Source organism: Psychrobacter sp. YP14 (assembly GCF_003209315.1).
Classification (GTDB): Bacteria; Pseudomonadota; Gammaproteobacteria; order Pseudomonadales; family Moraxellaceae; genus Psychrobacter; species Psychrobacter raelei.
The window spans coordinates 636,949-658,934 of sequence record NZ_CP029789.1 but is presented as its reverse complement, the minus strand read 5'-3'; the positions used below and the strand labels follow the sequence as shown (position 1 = coordinate 658,934).

The window sequence follows — 21,986 nt, the reverse complement described above, 5'->3', positions numbered from 1 at the left end:
CCTGTTATTGTCTGTGCACCTTAACCACTATATTTAAATAGGTCCATCATGAACCCAAAATTAGAGCTGCTGCACCCTTATCCGTTTGCCAAGATGGCTACCTTATTGGCACACTCTACCCCAGCCCCTGAGTTTGAAACCATCAAGCTTGGTATTGGCGAGCCGAAGCATGAGCCGCCCTCTTTTGTGTTACAGACGCTAGCGGACAACCTAATCAAGGTACAAAACTATCCCTCAACCAGTGGCTTACCTGAGCTACGCCAAGCCATTGCTGATTGGCTACAACACCGCTTTAGCTTAAATCGCATCAGTGCAGACTCACAGATTATCCCGGTGATGGGTACTCGTGAGGCCTTATTTAGCTTCGTGCAAGCCGCTATTAACTTAGACGCAGGCAATGATGTATCTGATAAACCCCTCATTGTCATGCCAAACCCTTTTTATCAGATTTATGAAGGTGCCGCTTTGCTTGCCGGCGCAGAGCCCTATTTTGTGCCTTGTACTGCGGATAATGATTTCAAGGGCGATTACCGCTCGGTGCCAAGTGACGTTTGGGAGCGTACCCAGCTGGTCTTTGTGTGTAGCCCCAACAACCCCACTGGAGCAGTATTTGATGCCGATGATTGGCAGGCATTGATTGAGCTGTCGGACCAACACAACTTTATCATCGCCAGTGATGAGTGCTATAGCGAGCTTTATTTTGAGTCGCCTCCTGTTGGGCTACTTGAAGTGTGTGCGCAGCTGGGCCGCGATGATTACAAAAACTGCGTGGTGTTCCACTCGTTGTCCAAGCGCTCAAATCTGCCAGGGCTACGCTCAGGCTTTATCGCAGGTGATGCCAGCTTATTACAGCCGTACCTGCAATATCGTACCTATCAAGGCGCCGCATTACCCATTCATCACCAACTGGCCTCTATCGCTGCTTGGCAAGATGAAGCACACGTTGAGCACAACCGCACGCTTTATGCCCAAAAGTTCGATTTATGGATCAGTGAGCTGGGTGAGGCATTAACTCTTACAAAACCAGATGCTGGATTTTATTTATGGGTACAAGTACCCCCACCCTTTGTCGATGAACAAGGCAAGCCAGATGACGAGGCCTTTGTCAAAGCCTTATATGAGCAGGTCAATATCAATGCGTTGGCAGGACGTTACTTGTCACGTGAAGTTGATGGCGTAAATCCAGGTAAAGGCTTTGTCCGCCTAGCACTGGTGGCCAGTGTCGATGAAAGCCGGCAAGCCATTGAACGTATCAAAGGATTATTGGCACAGCCTTAGTCTTTTGCTCCACAGCCTGTGCTTCAATAAAGCACAGGCGCCAGATAAGCCGTGCGTCATTGCTCAAGAAGCGGTACAATGCCTGCTAAAATAAGATGTGTACCCTATGTAATTTATTCGACATAACCAGGGAGTGGTTTATGACCAGGCTAGACTTTACGCAGCCTCCTTTTGACGTTTTGAGCTCAAATGAGCGTGAAAGTCTAAAAAAACAAACTCAAATCCGCTATTTGGCTAAAAATGAGGCGTTAAGCATCGCAGATACTGCCTATTTTTATGTGGTACTAAAAGGGCGTATCCAGCAAAGCCTAGCAGGTGAGACACTAGGTGAGTTTGTCGCCACAGCACTTAGCAATGATTGGTTCGATGGCCGCAAGCTACCCACAGATGAAGAGGTACACCTACCGATACCAGCCGCCACACCGATAAATCACTCAACAAAAGACGCATACCCAAGCGATGCCTATCATTACCAAGCCGTTGAAGACAGCTTGCTGCTGCAAGTGAATCCAGCAGCGATAGACAGACTATCGGTACAAAATCGTTATATCAGAAATTTACTCAGCGGCGAGTTGGCTGAGCGTATGCAGGCGTATAGCGCGCGCAGTCAAAAACCCGCCTTACGCACTACTCGCACGCTCAGTCATGCCGACTCCCTAGATACCCAAGGCTCAGCCGATGTATTAAATGGTGATGTATTAAATGGCCATGTATTAAATGCTTCTGTTGCCGCCACTCAAGCTGAGTCGCAGCAGCTTATGCTACAGCCAGTCACTGCCATTCGCATGCTTGACGTGCATACCATTGCAGAGACCGCCACCTTGGTAGATGCTGCCACCACCATGACCCAAGCTGGGCTTAAGCATGTCTTGGTCAAGCGCATCCCTACCGTGGAGCGCCACCCCACCCGCTCCCATCAAAGTAACTTAGGCATTTTAACAGATGCCGATATTTGCCGAGCTGTGAGTGAAAGGGTGGATATGAGCACAGCTTTATGCCGAGATTATGCCAAGTTCAAGCTACACACCATCGACCATCATCAAGACATTAGCGAGGCGCTGCTGGCGATGATTCGCTACCGAGTCCACCGTTTACCAGTACTTGATGAAAATCAAGAAGTGATCGGGGTACTGGGTCAAAGTGACTTGTTGGCGTTTTTGAGTCATCACTCTCAGCTTATTACCTTACAAATTGAGCAAGCCCGTAGTATAGACATGCTCAAAGGTCCGGTAGAACAGATTGGCCAATACATTCGAGAACAACACAACAATGGCATCAAAATCGGGGTAATTAGCCGCATTGTACAAGCGCTCAATGCCCATGTCTTTGCCAAATTGTGGCGACTTATCGTGCCCGATATGGTGTATGAGAACACCTGCATTATCGTGATGGGCTCCGAGGGCCGCGGCGAGCAAATTATGCGCACTGACCAAGACAATGCGCTAATTATACGTAATGGCTTTAATGACTCCAATTTGGCCGATTATGCCCAGAAGTTCAATCACGTATTGGCAGAAATGGGGTACCCACTGTGTGAGGGGAACATCATGATGAGCAATCCCTTATGGCGTCAGTCGTTAAACCGCTTTAAGTCAGAGATTTCAATCTGGTTTAATCAGCGTGAGCCGCAGCACGCCATTTGGTTATCTTGTCTACTAGATGCCTCTTACGTATGCGGCGATGAGCGCCTACTTGAGAGCCTACGCAAACATATCCAAGTGGCGCATCGCAGCACAGACCCCATGTTCGTGCGCGGCTTTGCTCAGGCCGCTTTGCAATTTGGCGATATCAATCAGTGGTGGAAAAAATTTATGCCGCTTATCGGTAAGCCCATGGCGCAAGATATTGATCTAAAAAAAGCGGGTATATTTCCTTTGGTACACGGCATTCGAGCACTGGCCTTAGAAAACGACATCTTTGATGTCACAAGCAGTAAGGCTCGGCTACAAGAGCTGGCGCGCGCTGGCGTCATGACGCATAATCGGGCAGAGACACTCAATGAGGCGCTGGAGTTTTTTATGGCTCGTCGTTTGGATATTGCCTTGGCCACAGAAGACCGACTGGCCCGCCAAGTTGATCCCTCAAGCCTATCCGCGCTTGAAAGAGATCTGTTAAAAGAGTGCCTAAACGTGGTCAAAAGTTTCAAAAATGAGCTGCGTCAACGTTATCAGCTCGAAGTCGCTTAGCGAAAAACCATCCCTATCTGCTATTGTCTTAATTTGCTATCTGTGTCCTCTTGGAGGTCTGATTATGAGCTTTATGCAGCACCTAAAATCCAGTTGGTACCAAAAGCGCCTGCTACGACCTGAGCTCAATGAGATGTTTGAGCCGCCGGTGGAGAATCAGTGGGTGGCCATTGATTGTGAGATGAGCGGTCTTAACGCCAAAAAAAACCATTTACTGTCTATCGCAGCCATTCATATTAACGGGTCTGTCATCGATACCGGACAGGGGCTTCATCTTATTTGTCGCCCGCCGGTGATGCCCACCAAGGACACCATCATCATTCATGGCCTGCGCCCGATAGATGTCGAAAATGGTTTAAGTTATGAGCAAATGTTGGCGAAGCTGCTGCCGTTTATCGGTAATCGCCCCATCGTTGGGTTTTGTCCTCAGCTAGACATCAGTTTTTTAAACCCGTTAGTCAAAGCTTATATGGGTACTTATCTGCCTAATCCAGTTATTGATATTCGTACGCTTTATAATCGCTACAGCGGTAACCGCACCCAAGGCATACCTCATCAATCTTCGCACCTTAGCGCCATTTGTCAGCAGCTCAAGTTGCCTGATATGGCTGCCCATGATGCCTATAATGATGCCATTATGACCGCCATGGCTTTTTTACTATTAAAGTAACGAAAGCTTATTTGCTCTGGCCCTATTTATTTTTGGCGTCAGTGTTTATTGACCTCATCAGCAGTTATAATAACCGCTCATGACACCCCTGTTTTTTTATCCTTAAATCAACTGATACTTAGTAAGCTTATGACTGTGCCTAGATATAACTTCTGTGACTTATTGCCTGCCAAAACCTTAACCAAGATGGCAACGGCTATCGGTTTGTGCTTAGGGATTAGCCCCTTACTGTATGCTCAGCTACCCGCACCTGTGGAAGCGGCGCTTAATCGTGCTCACATTAGCACCGATGACATCAGTTTAGTGATTATGCCGGTAACCGCTACTGCAGACAATAACACTACCACCAGTACCAAAACTGTAAAAAGCCGTCTGCCGGCGGTAGTACCGCTTAATCTAGTCCAGAAAGTCAAGGCTGAGCAGCCAGATTTGGTTGATGCTGATGAGCTGCCGCCTGAGCTTGAAAGCACCGCTTCGCCCTCAAAAATTGCCGCCCAGAAGCTGCAAACTCAGCCTGCTCAATCAAACCCTGCCGAGAAAAAAACTGCGCCAGCCTCAAGTACTGCATCTCAGAATAAATCAAGTGCCCCAGCTCATAACAACCCAGCGCTGACTCAGGGCTTAATCGATACCCCTGCCCATGAGTCAGCCAGTGACGCCCTAGCTGCTGTCAATCCAAGCACTGTCGACGACAATCAGCCCTTAGCCTATCCGCTGCGTCATTTATCTGAATTACCGCGTACCCCTGCCAGCACCATGAAGCTGATCCCTACCTTTATTGCGCTTGATCTGCTCGGCCCCAATTTTGTTTGGGTCACTCAGGCCTATCACACAGGATTCATTTCAGCCAATACTTTATATGGTGATTTAATCATCAAAGGCAGTGGTGACCCTAAGCTGACCCTTCAGCGTTTAAATAAACTATTAGAGCAGGTAAAACAGGCCGGTATTCAGCACATCAAAGGCGACATTGTATTAGACAGCTCCGTATTTCAAGGTGTGACCAAGGATCCGGCCGCTTTTGATAATGATCCACTGCGCCCTTATAATGCCAGCCCAGATGGCTTATTGGTTAACTTCAGCACCCTAGAGCTCACCGCTGTCCCACTTTTAAATGATGCTCAGCGCGGCACTGCCAAGCTATACTATAAACCGCTAATGGCCGATTATGATCTGCCCACAACCTTACCCACAGCGAGCCTAGGTAACTGCTCATCGGCCCGCTCAAGCTTGGCACCCATATGGCAAGCACAAGGCCTAAAATTTAATAAAAGCTTGCCTACCTCTTGCGGTGCTCGCACTTTTTATATCGCCTATCCTGATGCCAAAGACTTCGCTAAACGAGTGGTCAAAGGCCAGTGGCTAAGTCTGGGCAATACCTTATCAGGCTCTATTAAGTTTTTGGGCCTCGGTAACACCGTAGCGGGCGATATGATCAATACCGAAACGCCGCTTAAGACAAGCGCTGGCACTTACTTAGACATGAGCAGCAGCACCGATAAAAACGCCGTACTGGCACAATCTGTCTCTGTTCTCCCCGCCTCGCCGCTGCCTTTTGTACGTTATCCTTCGCTGCCTTTATCGCAGCAAATTTTCGATATCAATCACTACTCCAATAACGTCATGACTGAGCAGCTAACGCTGACTTTGCCATTATTTTCAGACCCTAGCGCTGCACCTGATACCACAGGCCACGCTATAAAACCACAAAAAGACAGCTACTCTAACTACACCAAGGCACTGGGCACCATCAACCAATGGTGGCAAAAAAATCTTACGACCCCCGCCCCTGTCATGTCTAACGGCTCAGGACTGTGCCGCGACTGTAGTGTGACTGCTGAAAATCTAGCTGATCTGCTGCAGTTCGCCTACAACCACCGCTACTTTGACACTTATGTCAATTCTTTAGGGGTGGCCGGCATTAGTGGCACCATTACTGAGCACGCTGAGCGTTTACCCAGCTCAGCAGCCATTGGCCGTGCTTGGATTAAAACGGGCACCTTAAATAACGTCACCTCCATGGCAGGCTACGTACATGGCAAATCTGGTCAGGACTATATTGTGGTCGGTATTATCAATGGCAGCACCAACCAAGCACCTTTAAATACCTACGAGGCCCGTTATGTGCTTGATACCATGCTAGACTGGACAGCCAAGCACTAAATACCTGCAATGGTCATCTAAACTATTATTGCTGTTTTAATCGCTTGGCTGTTTTTAACGCTTTGACCAAGGAGTACCTCATGCAGAATATATTTTTTGACAGTAGCGAGACCTTGATACGCATTGTGCTATCGTCAGTTATTGTCTATATCTGCATTGTGGCGTTTCACAAGGTATCAGGCAAGCGGTCTACCTCACAGCTTAACAACTTCGACTGGGTAGTGACTGTGATGATTGGGTCTATCGGCGCCAGTACCATTGTGCTTGATAACGTCCCCATCGTTGAGGGCATGGCATCCATCGTGAGCCTATTAGCCTTACAGTACTTAGTGACCAAATACGCCGCTATCTCACCTGAGTTTGCAAACTTCATCGTCTCCGAACCACGCGTGGTGTTTTATCAAGGCCAGTTTCTACCAGAAGCCATGCGCAAAGAGCGCTTAACCCGCCAAGAGATTGAATGCGCCATGCGCAGTGAAGGGATTCATGATTATGATCAGGTAGCAGCTGTGGTGTTTGAAAGCGATGCCAAGCTCACCATAATTCCAAAGCGAGACCCCTTAGACAGACTAGATGAACAGGGTAATATAAAGCCCTCAGATACGCTCAAACCTTTGTACTAAGAGTGTACCAATACGATATTTAGGCCGCTCAAGCTACCAATGCAGCCTACAAACCAGCACAGCCTACAAACCAGCAGCAAACCACATCTGCACAAAAAAGGTTAGACAGCTTGGCCATCTAACCTTTTTTGTGTTTACTTAAGCGGCTGTTACTCAGCCAACTTAGTTATGATTTTATTTGACTCGTGTCCAAGTTTGGCTGCGCTTAAAAGGTGTGTGCTTGATGTTACCAGTAAGCTTCAAAGACTGACCATTGTCAGCTAGAGTGACTTTACCGCCATAAACTTTGCCAGTTTCTGGATCAACCAGATCGCCACCTGACCATTTATTATTACCATCCGCTTTAAGACCGGTTAAGATAGGTAAACCCACGATCGGTTTGTTCTTTAATGAGCCTGAGCATTTTGAGCAAACTTCTTTGGCCTTTGACGCATCGTTAACTTTCACAATTGTACCGGTTACTACACCATTAGACTCCGTCATTTTGATAACGGCTTTTTTTTCACCGGTTTTGTCATCTATAGATTGCCATTGAGTGTTGTTCAATGAGGCTGCCATTGCCGCAGTGGACATTAGGCCTGTCAGGGCCGTGGTGGTCAGTAAAGTAGTAAGAAATTTCATATCGACTCCAATTCGAAAAAATACAAATCCATTTAAGGTTAAAAGTTAAAAAAAGCTGAATCAAATAACAGCAATATTCATAACTAAATATCTAAAAAACATATCTAAAAGACCTAGCATTAAGCCGAGTATGAATTCAGAATAGTTAGTGAACACTCAAGCTCCAGCTAAACTTGATTAACCCGATAATACCGTCCAAAAACTAAGTTGTCGAGACAAAATAATATAATTAAACTTAAATCACTGTTAACGTATAAAATCTACTTATTAGTGAAACAATCGCGCAGTATTATTGCTAAGCTGTGTATTTAAGCCACTTTTACAGAGGCTCTTAACCCTGTCTATCGGCAGAAGCTTTGAGATTAGTAACACGCTAGACTAGCTTGCCTTGCGCGGTTTTGCTTGTCTACATACAAACTCATTACCATTAAAGCTAAAATAGCCCCCTCTTTTATCCTACACAAAGACAGAAAAAATTTATGCTTAACTTTCGCCCTAACGCACCTCATACCCCCGCCTTTTATCGAGCTAAAGCCTATTGTCATGGCCTAAATACTGCCCTTGGTATCATAAGTTTGGCAGCAGTGAGCTTAACGTTATCAGGATGTATGGGTCTACCTGCTACAACTTATGCGATTGATTCACAAAGCTATCAGGCCCAAGGCAAAAGCCAGCGTATTAAGTATATCGTATTGCATTACACTGCTGAAAATGAGCCTGAGTCACTGCGCATTTTGACCACGGCCAATGTCAGTGCCCACTATCTAATCCCAATCACCGATGACAAACCTATTTATCAGCTGGTGCCCGATAACCAGCGGGCTTGGCATGCAGGACAAGGTAGCTTTGCTGGTAGAAGTATCTTAAATGACACCTCAATTGGCATAGAAATCGTTAATGAAGGCATCCAACAGCAGTTTCGCAAAGCCAAAAATACCGACAATGATGGTTATCATCCTGCCGAGCATTATGTTGAATTTACGGACATACAGATTAAAAAAATTGCCCAGCTGGTACAAGACTTAGCGCAAAAGTATGAGATAGAACCAACGTTGATTATCGGTCACTCTGATATGGCACCGTCTCGTAAGATTGACCCTGGGGCTAAGTTTCCTTGGGAGCGACTGTATAAAGAATATGGCATTGGGGCGTGGTATGAGGAGGCCGATAAGCAGCAATTTATGACAGAAGGCTCTTTTCAATCAGCCACTGTTGCCGACATTCAGCAGATGCTCAGCGATTATGGCTACGACATCACGCCTAGTGATGAATGGGACCGATCTAGCCGCAATGTGGTGTATGCATTTCAATTACATTTTCGGCCACAGAAGCTTACCGGACAAATGGACTTAGAAACTTATGCTATTTTAAAAGCGCTTAATAAGAAGTATCATCCTTCAAATTAAGCGCCTTGATGAACCTATAAGCTGGTACACGGCCTGCTTATAGACTAAATAGCGATGAGCCGAAATTGCTTATTTTCCATTAGGGGCTTTAGCAGCGGCTTGATAGATTGGTGTCACTTCAGGCAATAGTGCTTGTATTTTATTGATACGCTGCTGAGAGTTTGGGTGAGTAGACATTAAGGTAACAACCGCATTGCTGCGACCATTTACCGCCTCCATTTTTTTCCACACAGAGATGGCTGCCTCTGGGTTATAGCCCGCTTGAGACATTAGATGCAGGCCGCCGGCATCAGCTTGTGACTCTTGACTGCGAGAAAATGGCTTGTCGATACCTAAATCACTGAGCATACCGATAGAGTCTGCGCTTAATCCGGTCTTAGACTGTATCGCTGCACCCCCTAATTGCAATGCCAATCCGGTTAAAATCTTTTGCCCTGCATCTTTTTTGCTGTGCTCTTGTAAGGCATGCGTCATCTCGTGACCAATAATGGCCGCAATCTCTGCATCATTGAGATTAAGCTTTTCTACAATACCGGTATACACCACCATCTTACCGCCTGGCATTGCCCAAGCATTAAGCTCAGATGAGCGAATGACTGTCAGCTGCCAGTCTAAAGGAACACTTGTGGCATTGGCACGATCTGCATAAGGTCTTAAGCGGTTAAAGACCCTATTAACTCGCACGGCTGTGCTCGACGTTCTATCCACTGCCCCTTGACTGCTTGCTTTAGAGACTACTTGACTGTAGCTTTTTGCTGCATCCTCGTTGAGTGCTGCCGTGTTATATCCGGCTACATCAGCGACGGTTGCACAGCCCACCAAAGTGGTCATAGTTACGGTTAAGATAGAGATTTTCAGTTTGCCAAATACAGCCATAAAATATCCTTATAAAAAAGAAGTTATTGGGGAAAATATCTAGGCCCTTACAAAACCAGCGGTTTTAAAGAAATTTAAAACCGAGGAGTCAACGTTGATGCTTCTATAATATATGTTGATTCTATGTAACTAATATGTCTAAATTATTGCCAATAATAAAATTATCACATAACTAAAAACCTGTCTACCATTAAGTTTAACTACTAACAGTTATTTTTATTATAATAAAAAATACTCACTTATCCCTTCACTAAGGAGCTGTTTTATTTTCAGATAATGCTTGCTTAAACATGGGGATTAGCAATCTGTTGCCATATTCACTTAAGTGGTCACCATCATAATAAATGGGCCGACCCTGGTACTCACCCATACAAGCAGTTTCAGAACATAAATACAGGGCTGGATCTAATAGCTGGACATTATCCATTCTGGCTACGTTATAAAGAATGCTTAATGCCTCTTTGTTACGGTTATCATAGGCTTGGCGGGGCAAAGCGACATCGGCTTGCTGCTTGTCTAATAATAGTGCTCGGCTCACCCTCTTAGGAATATTTTGCTGCATTTCAGGTATTGGTAGCACCACATAAATAGTTCGATTAGCAGATATTTGTTGAATACTTCTATCAAGGTTGGTATCAAATTGTGATAACAGATCAGGTGTCGCTGTTTGATACTCTTTATCAAAATAGATTAATGGCTGCGTATCTATTGAATTGATAATACGTTCAGGATCATTTTGCCCATGCAGATATACCGCTGTTCTAGCACTCCAGAACACAGGAATGTCTTGATAATTGTGTTGTAAGAACTCAAGTCGTTTCAAATTTTCCTGCTGACAGGCTACTCCTTTCTCACGAATATGAGCATCTAATATGAAAGGACAAGAAGCTCTTGTTAAAGCAATGATGCCTTCCTTATCTAAGTCAAAAGCATCCGCTAAAGCAGTGGTTATAGCGTCTGCATGGCTATCTCCAACCATAATGGCGCGTATGTTATCCTTATTGCCAATATAACAAGGAAATTTTTCATCTAGCATACACTGATAAGGATTTTTATTATCTGCCTCTTCAATTGCTGCAATGACACTAGGCGAATAATGCCAAATGAAACCTTCTGATTTATACGCTGCCCGCCCAACAATGGCAATCAGTATCATCATATATAGTGGCTTAAAGGTAAGCACCTTTTTCATGCTTTGATATGCCGAGTGCCAGTTTCTTTTTTCGATAAAATGATAGCTGATAAAGCCTAAAAACACAGATAGCATCACGCCAATAAAAATACTGTATCTTGGTAGCTCAAAGTAATAAATCGCCACTACTAATGGCCAATGCCACAGATAAATTGAGTACGACCATGTACCCAGTTTTTGTGCAACCATACTGCGACTGATTAACCCTTCTTCTCGCTGTGCTTGAATGATTAAAAAAGTGCCTAATACTGGAATTAAGGCTAGGTAACCTGGCCAGGCATTCTCAGCGGAAATCAATAAATAAGAGCCGACTATAGCAGTTAAGCCTATCCACTGGGCGTATTTTTTATAACGGTGTAGGATGGTAAGCGGGTATAAGTAGGCAATACCACCCACCATCATTTCCCACGCTCTTGACGACAGCAGATAATAGGCACTATCTGGGGTATCGTAAGACGCATAAACACAGTAGACAAAACCAATAACGGCTAAAACCAATATCAGTCGCTTTAGTGTCTGTAGACTAAAAACTTTACGCAATAATACTAAGATTAATGGGTAGATGATATAAAACTGCCATTCAACAGATAATGACCAGCTGTGTAATAGCCACTTTTGGTGTGAAGCAGTATCAAAGTACCCTGCTTCATCGTTATAGGTGAAGTTTGAGAAAAAACCAATGCTACTAGTGACATGACGCCCCAATATTTTGTAATCTAAGGGAATCAGATAAAACCAACCAAATACCAGTAAACTAATACACAGTGCCGCTAATGCAGGAACAATCCGATTGGCACGTGCCATATAAAACTTGGACAGTAAAAGGCGGTTATTTTCAAGCCCGCGAAAAATAATGCCTGTCATCAAAAAACCTGAGATAACAAAAAACACATCAACACCAGCAAAGCCACCAGGCATCCATGCAGGATTAAAGTGAAATAGCACAACCGCTATTACCGCAATTGCTCTTAAGCCGTTGATATCTGTTCTAAATTTCATAAGTTGATTCTATTGATTGATAAGTTTTATTGACGCATGAATAAAGGCAAATACTCGCTATTATAACCATAGCCACTACAAAGCGTAGGCTAGTATTTGATAATGGTGGTATCAAGTAAAAACGCTCCCAGTAACCGCAGGTAACGCTCTGGCTAATTGGCAACATTAAGATGATAAAATAGATCACTAATACCTACTGTAGATTACCTAAAAAGGAGCCTGTCATGAGTGACTCACAACCAGATTACTCACAGCCTGAAGCGCTAGAAGCTTATTTTAAACGTAAGGCAGAACAAGAAAGTCTAGCGCAAGCACAGGCGGAGCAAGAGGCAAAAGAGCTGTCCGCCTATGACGCCTGTGTGCTAAAGGAAAGTGCGCGAGTCAAAGAGTTGATTGCGCAGGCGCAAGCAAAGGATGGGCACAAGGATTAAAGCCAATCTCTTGTGTGATATCAGTAATAAAAAAACAATAAAAAAGGTGAGCCATTTTATGACTCACCTTTTTATTAAACGTTAGATTTACTCTACTCTGGTTAAAAAAGTAGCGTCAAAACAATACTAGCGTAACCAAGCACGGGCATTACGGAACATACGCATCCACGCGCCGTCCTCATCCCACTCATCTGGCTTCCAGCTGTGATTAACTGCTCGTAGCGTACGCTCAGGGTGTGGCATCATTAAGGTGACACGACCGTCAGTACTACAAATACCTGTCACACCGCCCAATGAGCCATTCGGGTTCAATGGGTAAGTCTCGGTGGGATTACCTTGGCTATCGACATAACGCATGGCGATCTGACCATGATTGGCCATACCGTCAATCTCTGACTCATTTAAGGTAGCAAAACCTTCACCGTGTGCCACAGCGATGGGTAAGATGCTGTCTTGCATACCTTTTAATAAGATCGACTTGGTGCGCTCAATTTTTACGTTGACAGTACGCGCTTCAAAGCGGGCTGACTTATTGTAAGTAAAACGTGGGAAATTCTCCGCGCCTGGGATTAAGTCTTTTAACTGAGCCATCATCTGACAGCCGTTACACACGCCTAAGCTGAAAGTATCCGGACGAGTGAAGAATCGCACAAATTGCATACGCAGCTCGTCATGGAACAAGATTGAGTTGGCCCAACCTGAGCCTGCACCCAATACGTCACCGTAACTAAAGCCACCACAGGCCACCAAACCATTGAAGTCGCGTAAATCAATACGACCCTCAAGTAGATCACTCATATGCACGTCAACTGCATCGAATCCTGCACGCACGAAGCCGGCTGCCATTTCTAATTGACCGTTCACACCTTGCTCACGCAAGATAGCCACTTTTGGCTTATTGGGGCGGCTGTTGAGATAAGGCTCATCTACTTTTTGATTTAAATCAAAGTTAGCTTGAGCAATCAGACCATGGTGATTAGGGTCAGCGATTAAGTCAAACTCCTGCTGCACGCACTCTGGGTTATCACGGCGTTTGGCAATCTGGTAACTCACCTGAGTCCAAGTTTGCTGTAGATCACTGCGGCTAAATACCAAGGCATCATCGCCTTGATGTAGCGGCGTAATTAGGGTTAATTTATCTTGATTGGCGCCGCCTACTGGGGTCTCAATGGTTTGACCAATGAGGCTTAACATTGCCGAAACGTTGTGCTCTTCAGCCAACGCCATAACAGCGTCAATATGCTCAGGCAGTACTTGGATCACTGCACCAAGTTCTTCAGCAAACAGCTGGCCTAAGAGGTTGTCATTGCTTAGGTTTAGGTTAATCGCCAAGCGATTAGTAAACTGCATCTCAGCCACTGTTGCCAATAGGCCTCCATCACCGATATCGTGATAAGCACTGATAACGCCTTGCTGGTTACCGGCCTGGATAAAATTAAAGAAATTAATTAAATCTTGAGGGCTGGCTAAATCAGGGCATTCATTACCCAACTGGCTTTGGGTTTGCGCTAAGATTGAGCCACCCAATCGCAGCTTACCTTGCGACAAATCTAGACGGTATAAAGCAGCATCCGTATTTTTTAACTCAGGCGTTAAAGTTTTATTGACATCAATCACCGGCGCAAAGGCAGTAATGACTAAGCTCATGGGGCTCACAACAGCTTTATCCACGGCTTGACCATCCACCTCATCACTCCAGCCTGCGCGCATAGATAATGAGTCCTTACCTACTGGAATTGCAATGCCCAAGGCAGGACACAACTCTTCACCTACGGCATATACTGCATCAAACAAGGCTGCGTCTTCGACATCTTCACCGCAAGCGGCCATCCAGTTAGCTGATAACGTAATGTCTGAAATCTTATCGATACGCGCGCCTGCGATGTTGGTGATGGCTTCAGCCACTGCCAAGCGTGCCGATGCGGCAGGATTGATTAATGCCACAGGTGGACGCTCACCCATACTCATGGCCTCACCGGTATTGGCCAGTAAACCTGAGCTGGTTACCGCACAGTCGGCCACAGGCACTTGATAACGCCCCACGTATTGATCTTGGGTTACCATACCTGTGATTGAGCGATCGCCAATACTAATTAAGAATGACTTGCTGGCTACCGTTGGATGACGCAGCACATCATGCACCGCCTCTTTGATATCAAAGCTGTCACCAGCATCAGCGAAATCAAGCGGGGCAAGGTTTTTTTGTTCACGCTCGAAGGTACGCTTCATTTGCGGTGTACCGCCAAGCAACACTTGCATCGGCATATCAACCGGTTGCTCGTCTAATAATGCATCATCCACTTGCAGCTGACGGATGGCGGTTGCGGTACCTAAGATGGCATAAGGGCAGCGCTCACGCTTACAAATGGCATCAAATAAGGCTTCGCTCTCAGGGCGAATGGCAAGCACATAACGCTCTTGCGCCTCATTTGACCAGATGGCCATCGGTGACATGCCCGCCTCTAGTGAAGGAATTTGACGTAAGTTTAGCACCGCACCCATGTCGTGATCATTGACCAGCTCAGGCATAGCATTTGATAAGCCGCCTGCACCCACGTCATGGATAGACACAATCGGGTTACCATCTTTACTGGCAGCGCTCGCCTCAATGTCATTACCTGCAAGCGCCCAGCAGCGATCGATCACTTCCTGACAACGGCGCTCCATCTCAGCGTTATCACGTTGTACAGAAGCAAAGTCTAACCCTTCATCAAGCTCACCACTGTCTACTGATGAGGCTGCACCGCCGCCCAGACCGATTTGCATCGCAGGGCCACCCAAGACGATAAGTAAGTCGCCCTCTTGGATGCTGTTTTTTTCAACCAAGTTGCGTTTGATGTTACCGTAACCACCAGCAATCATGATCGGCTTATGATAACCGCGCATCTCACTACCATCTTGATTGGCACTGGTATCTAATTGGAAAGAACGGAAATAACCACAAAGGTTAGGACGACCAAATTCGTTGGCAAAATTGGCTGAGCCTAGCGGCGCTTCTGTCATAATCTCTAAGCTTGACGCCATGCGCTCCGGCTTACCATAGTCTTTAGTGCTAAATTGACCTGATTGCTCCCACTTCTCTGGCATATCTGGCAGGTGTAGGTGTGAGACGTTAAATCCAGTTAAGCCCGCTTTTGGTTTGCCCCCTCGGCCGGTTGCACCTTCATCACGAATTTCACCACCAGCACCGGTTGATGCGCCGGCATACGGAGCAATAGCGGTGGGATGGTTGTGCGTTTCGACTTTCATTAAGATGTCGATGTGCTCATTATGAAAGTCGTACTGGTGCATTTGTGAGGATAAAACATCTTCGCCCAGCTCTTTTTGAGGCAGCGGATAAAAGCGCTCAGCTTCAAAGCCTTGCATCACCGCAGCGTTGTCTTTATAAGCTGACAAGATACCGGTAGGGTTTTTTTCATGGGTGTTGCGAATCATTTTAAACAGTGATTTGGGCTGCACTTCACCGTCAACCGTCCACTCTGAGTTAAAGATTTTATGACGGCAATGTTCTGAGTTGGCCTGAGCAAACATCATCAGCTCAACGTCTGTAGGGTTACGTTTAAGCTCTTCACCATAAGCCTGCATTAAGTAATCGATATCTTCTACCGATAGCGCAAAACCAAACTCTCGGTTCGCCGCTTCTAAGGCACTGCGGCCTTGGCCAATGATATCCACATGCTTGAGTGACGCTGGTGTATGATCATCGAATAATTGGCTCAACTGATTTAAATCATAAACTAAGCTTTGGGTCATACGGTCATGTAAGATTTGCTCAGCTTGTTTTGGTAGCTTCGATGGCAAATCCTCGCCAGTTAAGGTAAATACGATAACGCGCTCAACACGTTCTACTGCTAACTCACAGTTATTAAAGATATCGGTGGCTTTACTTGACCAAGGAGAAATGGTACCAAAGCGTGGGCTAACGATGACTTGGCACTGGCCGGCAGTGGCTGTGATAGCGGCCACTTCTTCGCCTTGATTTAATAGGTCTAAAGCCTTTTTACGCTCAGCATCGTTAAGTTCGCGTGATAGGACGTACACTTGTTGTGTATCAATACCTGTCACCTTGAGGGCCGTCTGGCTATTTAACTGCTCAATTAATTGTTGGGCTTTGAACTCGGTTAAAAAACGGTGTCCAGCGAGGATCATCATAAGGCAAATTCCGCAGTGTCTGAGTAGAGTGTAGAAACGAGATTAATGAAAACAAAAGTTGTCACAGTGAACTGATACGCCTATTTATAAGGCAAGCTTTTGGCAGTCCATAAAATCCTTGGCTATTATAGCAAGAAGTTACGCTTAAGGTGCTAGTGAACCACCTCATAAAACAGCTTTTGATGGCAATTATTATTTTATCTACCCTTTAGCAGCATCTAGTACAGTGATTATTAGATAACCAAAAGATAATCTTACTTAAATTAACTAAATAAGCCGCTTTTTTACAAAGGCTCACGTGCTCTTACAGGGTCAGGGTATCATTTGTTTGACCAGCCATTTAGCATAAACACTGTGTTAAAGATATTTATAAAAATTCAAAGACAATAAACCAATAACGATATTTTGATATAAGGAAATTATTATGAGTAAACAAGACCACATTGACCTTATTCGTGAGATTGTAAAAGAGGTTAAGTTTGCAATGTTCACCAGCATTACTACAGAGGGGCATTTGCACGCGTGTCCTATGACCACAAGTGAGACCAGCCTTGGCGCCCGTGAGATATGGTTTATTGGTGATAAAACCACTCAGGCCGTTGATAATATCAACAACAATCCGCAAGTAAATTTATCTTATGTTAGCCAAGATGGCAAAGACTATGTGTCTATTAATGGTAAGGCGGAACTGGTAGATGATAAAGCCAAGCTTGATGAGCTGTGGTCCCCTATTTACAATGCCTTTTATGAGCATGGCAAAGAAGATGAAAACGTGCAGCTGATTAAAGTGGTGCCGAATGGTGCTGAATTCTGGCGCAGTGGCAACGGTATTATTAATGCCGCCAAGTTGGCCGTAGCAGCTGTTCAAGATGGTAAAATAGCCGACAGCTTAGGCGACAATGGTTCTGTTGAATTTTAAGCCAAAACAGCTCAGCTTCATCTCAAAATATGAACAAAAAAGCCCCAACCAATTGCAATTGGTTGGGGCTTTTAGCGATTGGTAAGCTGTGGATTTGATTTACTCATCGCTCAGCTGCAAGTAATTGACTAGTTTTGTTTGAGATAAGGCCAAGCCGCGCGCATATAGATCATCATAGACCATAAGGTTAATACAACCGCTGCCACCATCAAGCCATAGCCTAACAACTCCAGTGACTCTATATTAAGCAGCAGCACAGTAATGGCTATCATTTGGAACGTAGTTTTCAACTTACCCACATAGGACACCGCCACGCTAGTACGGGCCCCAAGCTCTGCCATCCACTCACGCAGCGCAGATACCGCAATCTCACGTGAAATAATAACAATGGCGGCAATGGCCATAATAATATTAGGATGCCACTGCACTAATACAATCAGCGCCGCAGCCACCATCAGCTTATCTGCCACTGGGTCTAAAAAGCGACCAAAGGCGGATACGATATTCATTTTTCGGGCCAAATAACCATCTAACCAGTCGGTAATGGCTGCCAACACAAACAATAAAGTCAACAGCAAATGGCGCAGCATGCTGTCACTAAACGCATCCATATTCATACCAATATTGGCAATGGTATTGTCCGAAATCATCGGCACACCAATACCTAAAGCTGGCGGCCAATAGGCGATCGCCACAAACAACGGAATCATCGCAATACGGGCGATGGTTAAGTTATTAGGCAAATTAAAAATGCTAGATTGTGAATTTGACTGTATAGGTGTTGGGCTCATAATAACTTTTAGACAGCGTTTGATTTAATCTAGCTTAGCATTTATACCCAGATTTAGTAAGCCCCAATCGGGCATATCTAAACACTATTGTTAACTTAATAAGCTATAAATAGGTAAAGTAGGCATCGAAGCGTACCACGTCGTTTTGCCAACTTTCATTGGCAGCTTGTGAGGCAAAAACAGGTGCCTGTATTGGTCTTTTGACCACCACTCGTCCCCCAGGGGCCACAAAAGATAAGGCCAGGCTTAATAAGGCCTGCTCTTCTTTAAGGCTAGGTGGCTCAGCAATCTGGTGTAGCGCCTGCATATGCTTACCCACCTTAGCACCTTTAGAGCTATGCGCATAGCTGTTCTCTGGGAACATAGGGTCTAGATAGATGACGTCAAAGGCGTGGCTGATAGTCTGGGCTTGCAAGTCACAGGCAGTCGGTGCAGGCTGCATATATTCAGTAGACTCTGCACAAACTATGTGCAAGCGCGCCATCAGTTTTTGCCAATTGGGCTGCTTGGCCATCATCTGCTGCTCATACTTGAGCAATAATACCATCAAGGGGTTGCGCTCAAGTAAGGTAAGCTGGGCGCCACTACTGGCCAAAATCAAACTGTCATGACCAAAGCCTGCAGTGGCATCAAGCACCCGACTGCTGGCAGTAAGCTTGGTGGCTTGCAGCAGCAATTCTGACTTTCTGCCGGCACTGACCACTCGACGCTGTAGGCTATTCCATTCTGGCGAGACACTCACCCCATTAGTCAGCAAGGTCAGTTGCTGCTTGTCATCTATCACCAGTAGCGGCTGCTGATACTGCTGACTAAGCTGTTTGCGTATTTTTTGAGTCAGCTTTTGCTCACTGGCGACCGCCTCGATACTCAGCGGCAGCTTAGCCTCTACTATCAGCTGCTGCAACGCTTGAATCAGTATCAAGGCCTGCTCAGCAATAGACTGAGGATAAATAAGCGTCACACAAGATATAGGCGAAGTCATGGCTGGCGTAAGTCCCTGTTTTGCAAACTGATATTTTGAAAGCTGATATTTTGAAAATTAATGCCTTCTCAATTAAGGCGATTAACCCTGAATGGTATAACCAAATATCCAAGCCACCAACAGCACTATGATACCTGTGATAATGCGCAACCAAGCAAATATGGTAAAGTCACGACGACTTACCCAATCTACCAGCCAGCGGATACACAACAAACCCACCACAAAGGATACCAATACCCCAACACCCAGTATCAGCCAATCTTGACCACTACTGAGTACGTCTTTGTGTTTTAATAAATCCAGCAAGCCGGCACCAATAATCACGGGGATGCCTAAGAAAAAAGAAAACTCTGCCGCAGCCTTGCGGGACACACCCAGCCATAGCGCACCGATAATGGTAGAGCCTGAGCGCGATGTACCAGGAATAAGCGCCAAACACTGCATAAGACCAATCAGTAGCGCTGTTTTTAGACTCACATCTTCTGCCTCTTCAGCAATCACCGGAATCTGCTTACGCTCAACATAGAAGATAAGCAGGCCCCCTAATATCAGCATAATCGCTACAGTATAAGGGTTAAATAGATACTCTTTGATTTGATCGGCTAACGTAAAGCCGACAAGCATCACCGGAATGGTCGCCACAATCAGGCTAAGCCCCAGCTGACGGGGGTTTTTTAGCGCATTAGGACCTTCAGATTTACCCGTTATCAGACCCATTAAAGCATGCCATAAGCGCCCCCAATACTCATAAATGACTGCCAAGATAGCGCCCAGCTGAATGACTACGATAAATAAATCGGCTTTTTCTTTGGTCCAAAAGCTCATCAAGTCGGCAGAGAGAATCAGATAACCGGTACTGGATATGGGCAAAAACTCAGTAATGCCCTCGACGATACCCATGATGACGGCTTTGAGAATGAGTAGTAAATCCAAAATAAGTGCTCACTATAAAATAAGAAAAATAAAAAATTCGCTCAACTAAACCTGTCGCTTAGACCAACTTTTCTGTGTGACTTAAGCTTTGCCCTGCTCTTTGAGTGTTTTCCAAGCATTATTGCGCAAATAAACAGGCAGAGCTTGATCTGCACTGACACCACCTGATACTAAATACTGGGCAATACCCAGCTTAGCTAAGCTCACCGCATCAGGAATAATCTCAGCAAACAAAGGTTGATCCTCCACTGCATGCAGCAAAGTGGCGCCGTTACCAGCAATAGGCAGCGCCTTATCGGTGCTTTGATCATAATCAACCAACCTCTCCTCACTGCCCTCTACCTGAGTCATCACCTGAACATCTGGCGTGCCTTGCATTTGGGCAAGCTGATACTCTCCAAAATAGACCTGCTTCATGCGCGCATCTAACGCGGCATAGACCTGCTGCACACCTTGTTTATCAAAGGCCGCCTGTGCAATGGCTGCTAAGCTTGATACCCCAACGCAAGGAATATTATGCGCCACAGACAACGCTTGTATTACTGCGGTATTAATTCGAATACCACTAAAAGGGCCAGGGCCACGGTTGAAAATTAACGCCGTAATATCTGCCAATTTAATTCCCGCTTGCTGTAAAGCGCTGTCAATCATAGGCAATATCTGCTGGGTTTGATCACGTTTACCGGTTTCGGTGTGATCACTGATTACTTGTAAATCTTGGCTCACTATCGCCACAGAACATTGATCAAAAACGGTATCTATTGCCAAAAACATGGGAGCCTCTTTATACAACTAAAAAATACAAGCAAAAATATAAGACAAAAAATCTAATCTTGAGTGAACCAAATAAGTGGCAGTATCATACCACTGCACATGGCTTTGATAAATCAGTAGTTGGTTCCATTTATGCAACCCACCTCATTTGCTATCAACTAAAAAAACCAGACCACTCATTTAGTAATCTGGTTTTGACCATTTTTATGTTATTAACCGCCAATCAAGACTCATCTCTTATTTTGGCAAGCTGCCTGAGATTTGACGTAAGATATCTTCAATCTCTTGGTTGGCTTCTTGCTCTTTATCTAAGCCGCCGTTTGGGGTCAATTGGTTAACAATCTCAGGCAATAGCTCGGCTAAACCTTGGCGTACTTCTGTATCATCTGCGCCTGTCTGGCTACGAACTTGCTCAAGCTCTTGCTCATCAAATAGTTTATTGATTTGGTTGGGGTCAAGGTTTTGGTTTTGTTGCTCATTGCTCAGCCAAGATTGCGCCTGATGGCCAAAGCCTAAGTCTTGGATCTTAGATAAAGCACCAGACAAGCCGCCATTGCGTTGAATCCAATTAAGTGCAATAGGCATCAGCGCCGCTACTAACATGGCTTTACCACCACCTGCGCGAGCGCCGCCCATGCTACCGCCACCTAAGACGCTACCCAAGATACTGCCTAAGCCACCCGTATTGCGATTGCCGCCCATACTACCACCCAGAACGCCGCCTAATAGGTCATCTAAACCAAAGCCATTGTCCTGTGCTTGGCTTTGATGCGCTTGATTGTTGCCGCCTAAAACACTCCCTAAAATATCCCCTAAGCCGCCGGTAGCACGTGGCTCGATACGCTGATTAACCGGATTGCGCTTGGCTTCATTAGGATCCAATGCTTGGCGTGCCACCTGAGTGATTAGATTGCCGAGTAGACTCATAATATCTCCTTAGTAATTTACAAAATAGGTTACAAATAACATGCCACTACTATAGCAAAGCTT

Annotated in this window: 17 protein-coding genes; 8 read left to right on the top strand and 9 right to left on the bottom strand. The window is 45.4% G+C overall.

Annotation, left to right across the window (positions count from 1 at the left end; all coding sequences use genetic code 11):
• The first annotated feature begins 48 nt into the window (after positions 1-48).
• The 5 genes from dapC to DLE54_RS02820 all read left to right on the top strand — a co-directional run bounded on the left by dapC (position 49) and on the right by DLE54_RS02820 (position 6,920).
• Positions 49-1,278, top strand: coding sequence for a succinyldiaminopimelate transaminase (gene dapC, locus DLE54_RS02840; protein WP_110816169.1), 1,230 nt, complete (start codon positions 49-51; stop codon positions 1,276-1,278).
• 140 nt (positions 1,279-1,418) lie between these two features.
• A complete protein-coding gene (locus tag DLE54_RS02835; RefSeq protein ID WP_011959836.1) occupies positions 1,419-3,464 on the top strand; it encodes a DUF294 nucleotidyltransferase-like domain-containing protein in 2,046 nt (681 codons plus the stop codon).
• Between the two features lie 64 nt (positions 3,465-3,528).
• Positions 3,529-4,134, top strand: a complete 606-nt coding sequence (locus tag DLE54_RS02830) for a 3'-5' exonuclease (protein WP_197708903.1) — start codon at positions 3,529-3,531, stop codon at positions 4,132-4,134.
• Between the two features lie 129 nt (positions 4,135-4,263).
• A complete protein-coding gene (locus DLE54_RS02825) occupies positions 4,264-6,297 on the top strand; it encodes a D-alanyl-D-alanine carboxypeptidase/D-alanyl-D-alanine-endopeptidase (RefSeq protein WP_110816168.1) in 2,034 nt (677 codons plus the stop codon).
• Positions 6,298-6,377: 80 nt separating this feature from the next.
• On the top strand, positions 6,378-6,920 hold the full coding sequence (locus DLE54_RS02820) for a DUF421 domain-containing protein (protein WP_110816167.1): 543 nt from the start codon (positions 6,378-6,380) through the stop codon (positions 6,918-6,920).
• 174 nt (positions 6,921-7,094) lie between these two features.
• Here the strand turns inward: DLE54_RS02820 and DLE54_RS02815 are convergent, their stop codons facing one another.
• Entirely contained in the window at positions 7,095-7,541 is a 447-nt protein-coding gene (locus DLE54_RS02815; protein WP_011959832.1) for a DUF2147 domain-containing protein, read from the bottom strand.
• Positions 7,542-8,020: 479 nt separating this feature from the next.
• On the opposite strand from DLE54_RS02815, the gene DLE54_RS02810 reads away from it, so the two are divergent.
• On the top strand, positions 8,021-8,947 hold the full coding sequence (locus DLE54_RS02810) for an N-acetylmuramoyl-L-alanine amidase (protein WP_011959831.1): 927 nt from the start codon (positions 8,021-8,023) through the stop codon (positions 8,945-8,947).
• Positions 8,948-9,016: 69 nt separating this feature from the next.
• On the opposite strand, the gene DLE54_RS02805 is transcribed toward DLE54_RS02810, so the two are convergent.
• Positions 9,017-9,823, bottom strand: coding sequence for a M48 family metallopeptidase (locus tag DLE54_RS02805; RefSeq protein ID WP_110816166.1), 807 nt, complete (start codon positions 9,821-9,823; stop codon positions 9,017-9,019).
• Between the two features lie 250 nt (positions 9,824-10,073).
• Positions 10,074-12,014, bottom strand: coding sequence for an acyltransferase family protein (locus DLE54_RS02800; RefSeq protein WP_110816165.1), 1,941 nt, complete (start codon positions 12,012-12,014; stop codon positions 10,074-10,076).
• Positions 12,015-12,238: 224 nt separating this feature from the next.
• Between DLE54_RS02800 and DLE54_RS02795 the strand changes: the two genes are divergently transcribed.
• A complete protein-coding gene (locus DLE54_RS02795) occupies positions 12,239-12,445 on the top strand; it encodes a hypothetical protein (protein WP_110816164.1) in 207 nt (68 codons plus the stop codon).
• 126 nt (positions 12,446-12,571) lie between these two features.
• On the opposite strand, the gene purL is transcribed toward DLE54_RS02795, so the two are convergent.
• Positions 12,572-16,597 carry a phosphoribosylformylglycinamidine synthase gene (gene purL, locus DLE54_RS02790; protein ID WP_110816163.1) on the bottom strand — a complete coding sequence of 1,342 codons (4,026 nt, stop codon included), beginning with the start codon at positions 16,595-16,597 and terminating at the stop codon, positions 12,572-12,574.
• A 424-nt stretch (positions 16,598-17,021) separates the two neighbouring features.
• Here purL and DLE54_RS02785 point away from each other — a divergent pair, with 424 nt between their 5' ends.
• Positions 17,022-17,516, top strand: a complete 495-nt coding sequence (locus tag DLE54_RS02785; RefSeq protein WP_011959826.1) for a pyridoxamine 5'-phosphate oxidase family protein — start codon at positions 17,022-17,024, stop codon at positions 17,514-17,516.
• Between the two features lie 128 nt (positions 17,517-17,644).
• Here the strand turns inward: DLE54_RS02785 and pgsA are convergent, their stop codons facing one another.
• The 5 genes from pgsA to DLE54_RS02760 form a co-directional block, all read right to left on the bottom strand.
• Complete coding sequence (pgsA, locus tag DLE54_RS02780) at positions 17,645-18,307, bottom strand: CDP-diacylglycerol--glycerol-3-phosphate 3-phosphatidyltransferase (RefSeq protein WP_110816162.1); 663 nt, start codon at positions 18,305-18,307, stop codon at positions 17,645-17,647.
• Positions 18,308-18,410: 103 nt separating this feature from the next.
• Positions 18,411-19,289: a class I SAM-dependent methyltransferase gene (locus tag DLE54_RS02775; RefSeq protein WP_110816161.1), complete on the bottom strand. Its 879-nt coding sequence runs from the start codon at positions 19,287-19,289 to the stop codon at positions 18,411-18,413.
• Positions 19,290-19,370: 81 nt separating this feature from the next.
• Positions 19,371-20,222, bottom strand: coding sequence for an undecaprenyl-diphosphate phosphatase (locus tag DLE54_RS02770; RefSeq protein WP_011959823.1), 852 nt, complete (start codon positions 20,220-20,222; stop codon positions 19,371-19,373).
• Between the two features lie 81 nt (positions 20,223-20,303).
• Positions 20,304-20,996: a tRNA (adenosine(37)-N6)-threonylcarbamoyltransferase complex dimerization subunit type 1 TsaB gene (tsaB, locus tag DLE54_RS02765; protein WP_011959822.1), complete on the bottom strand. Its 693-nt coding sequence runs from the start codon at positions 20,994-20,996 to the stop codon at positions 20,304-20,306.
• A gap of 237 nt (positions 20,997-21,233) precedes the next feature.
• Positions 21,234-21,923, bottom strand: a complete 690-nt coding sequence (locus DLE54_RS02760) for a YidB family protein (RefSeq protein WP_011959821.1) — start codon at positions 21,921-21,923, stop codon at positions 21,234-21,236.
• Positions 21,924-21,986 lie beyond the last annotated feature (63 nt).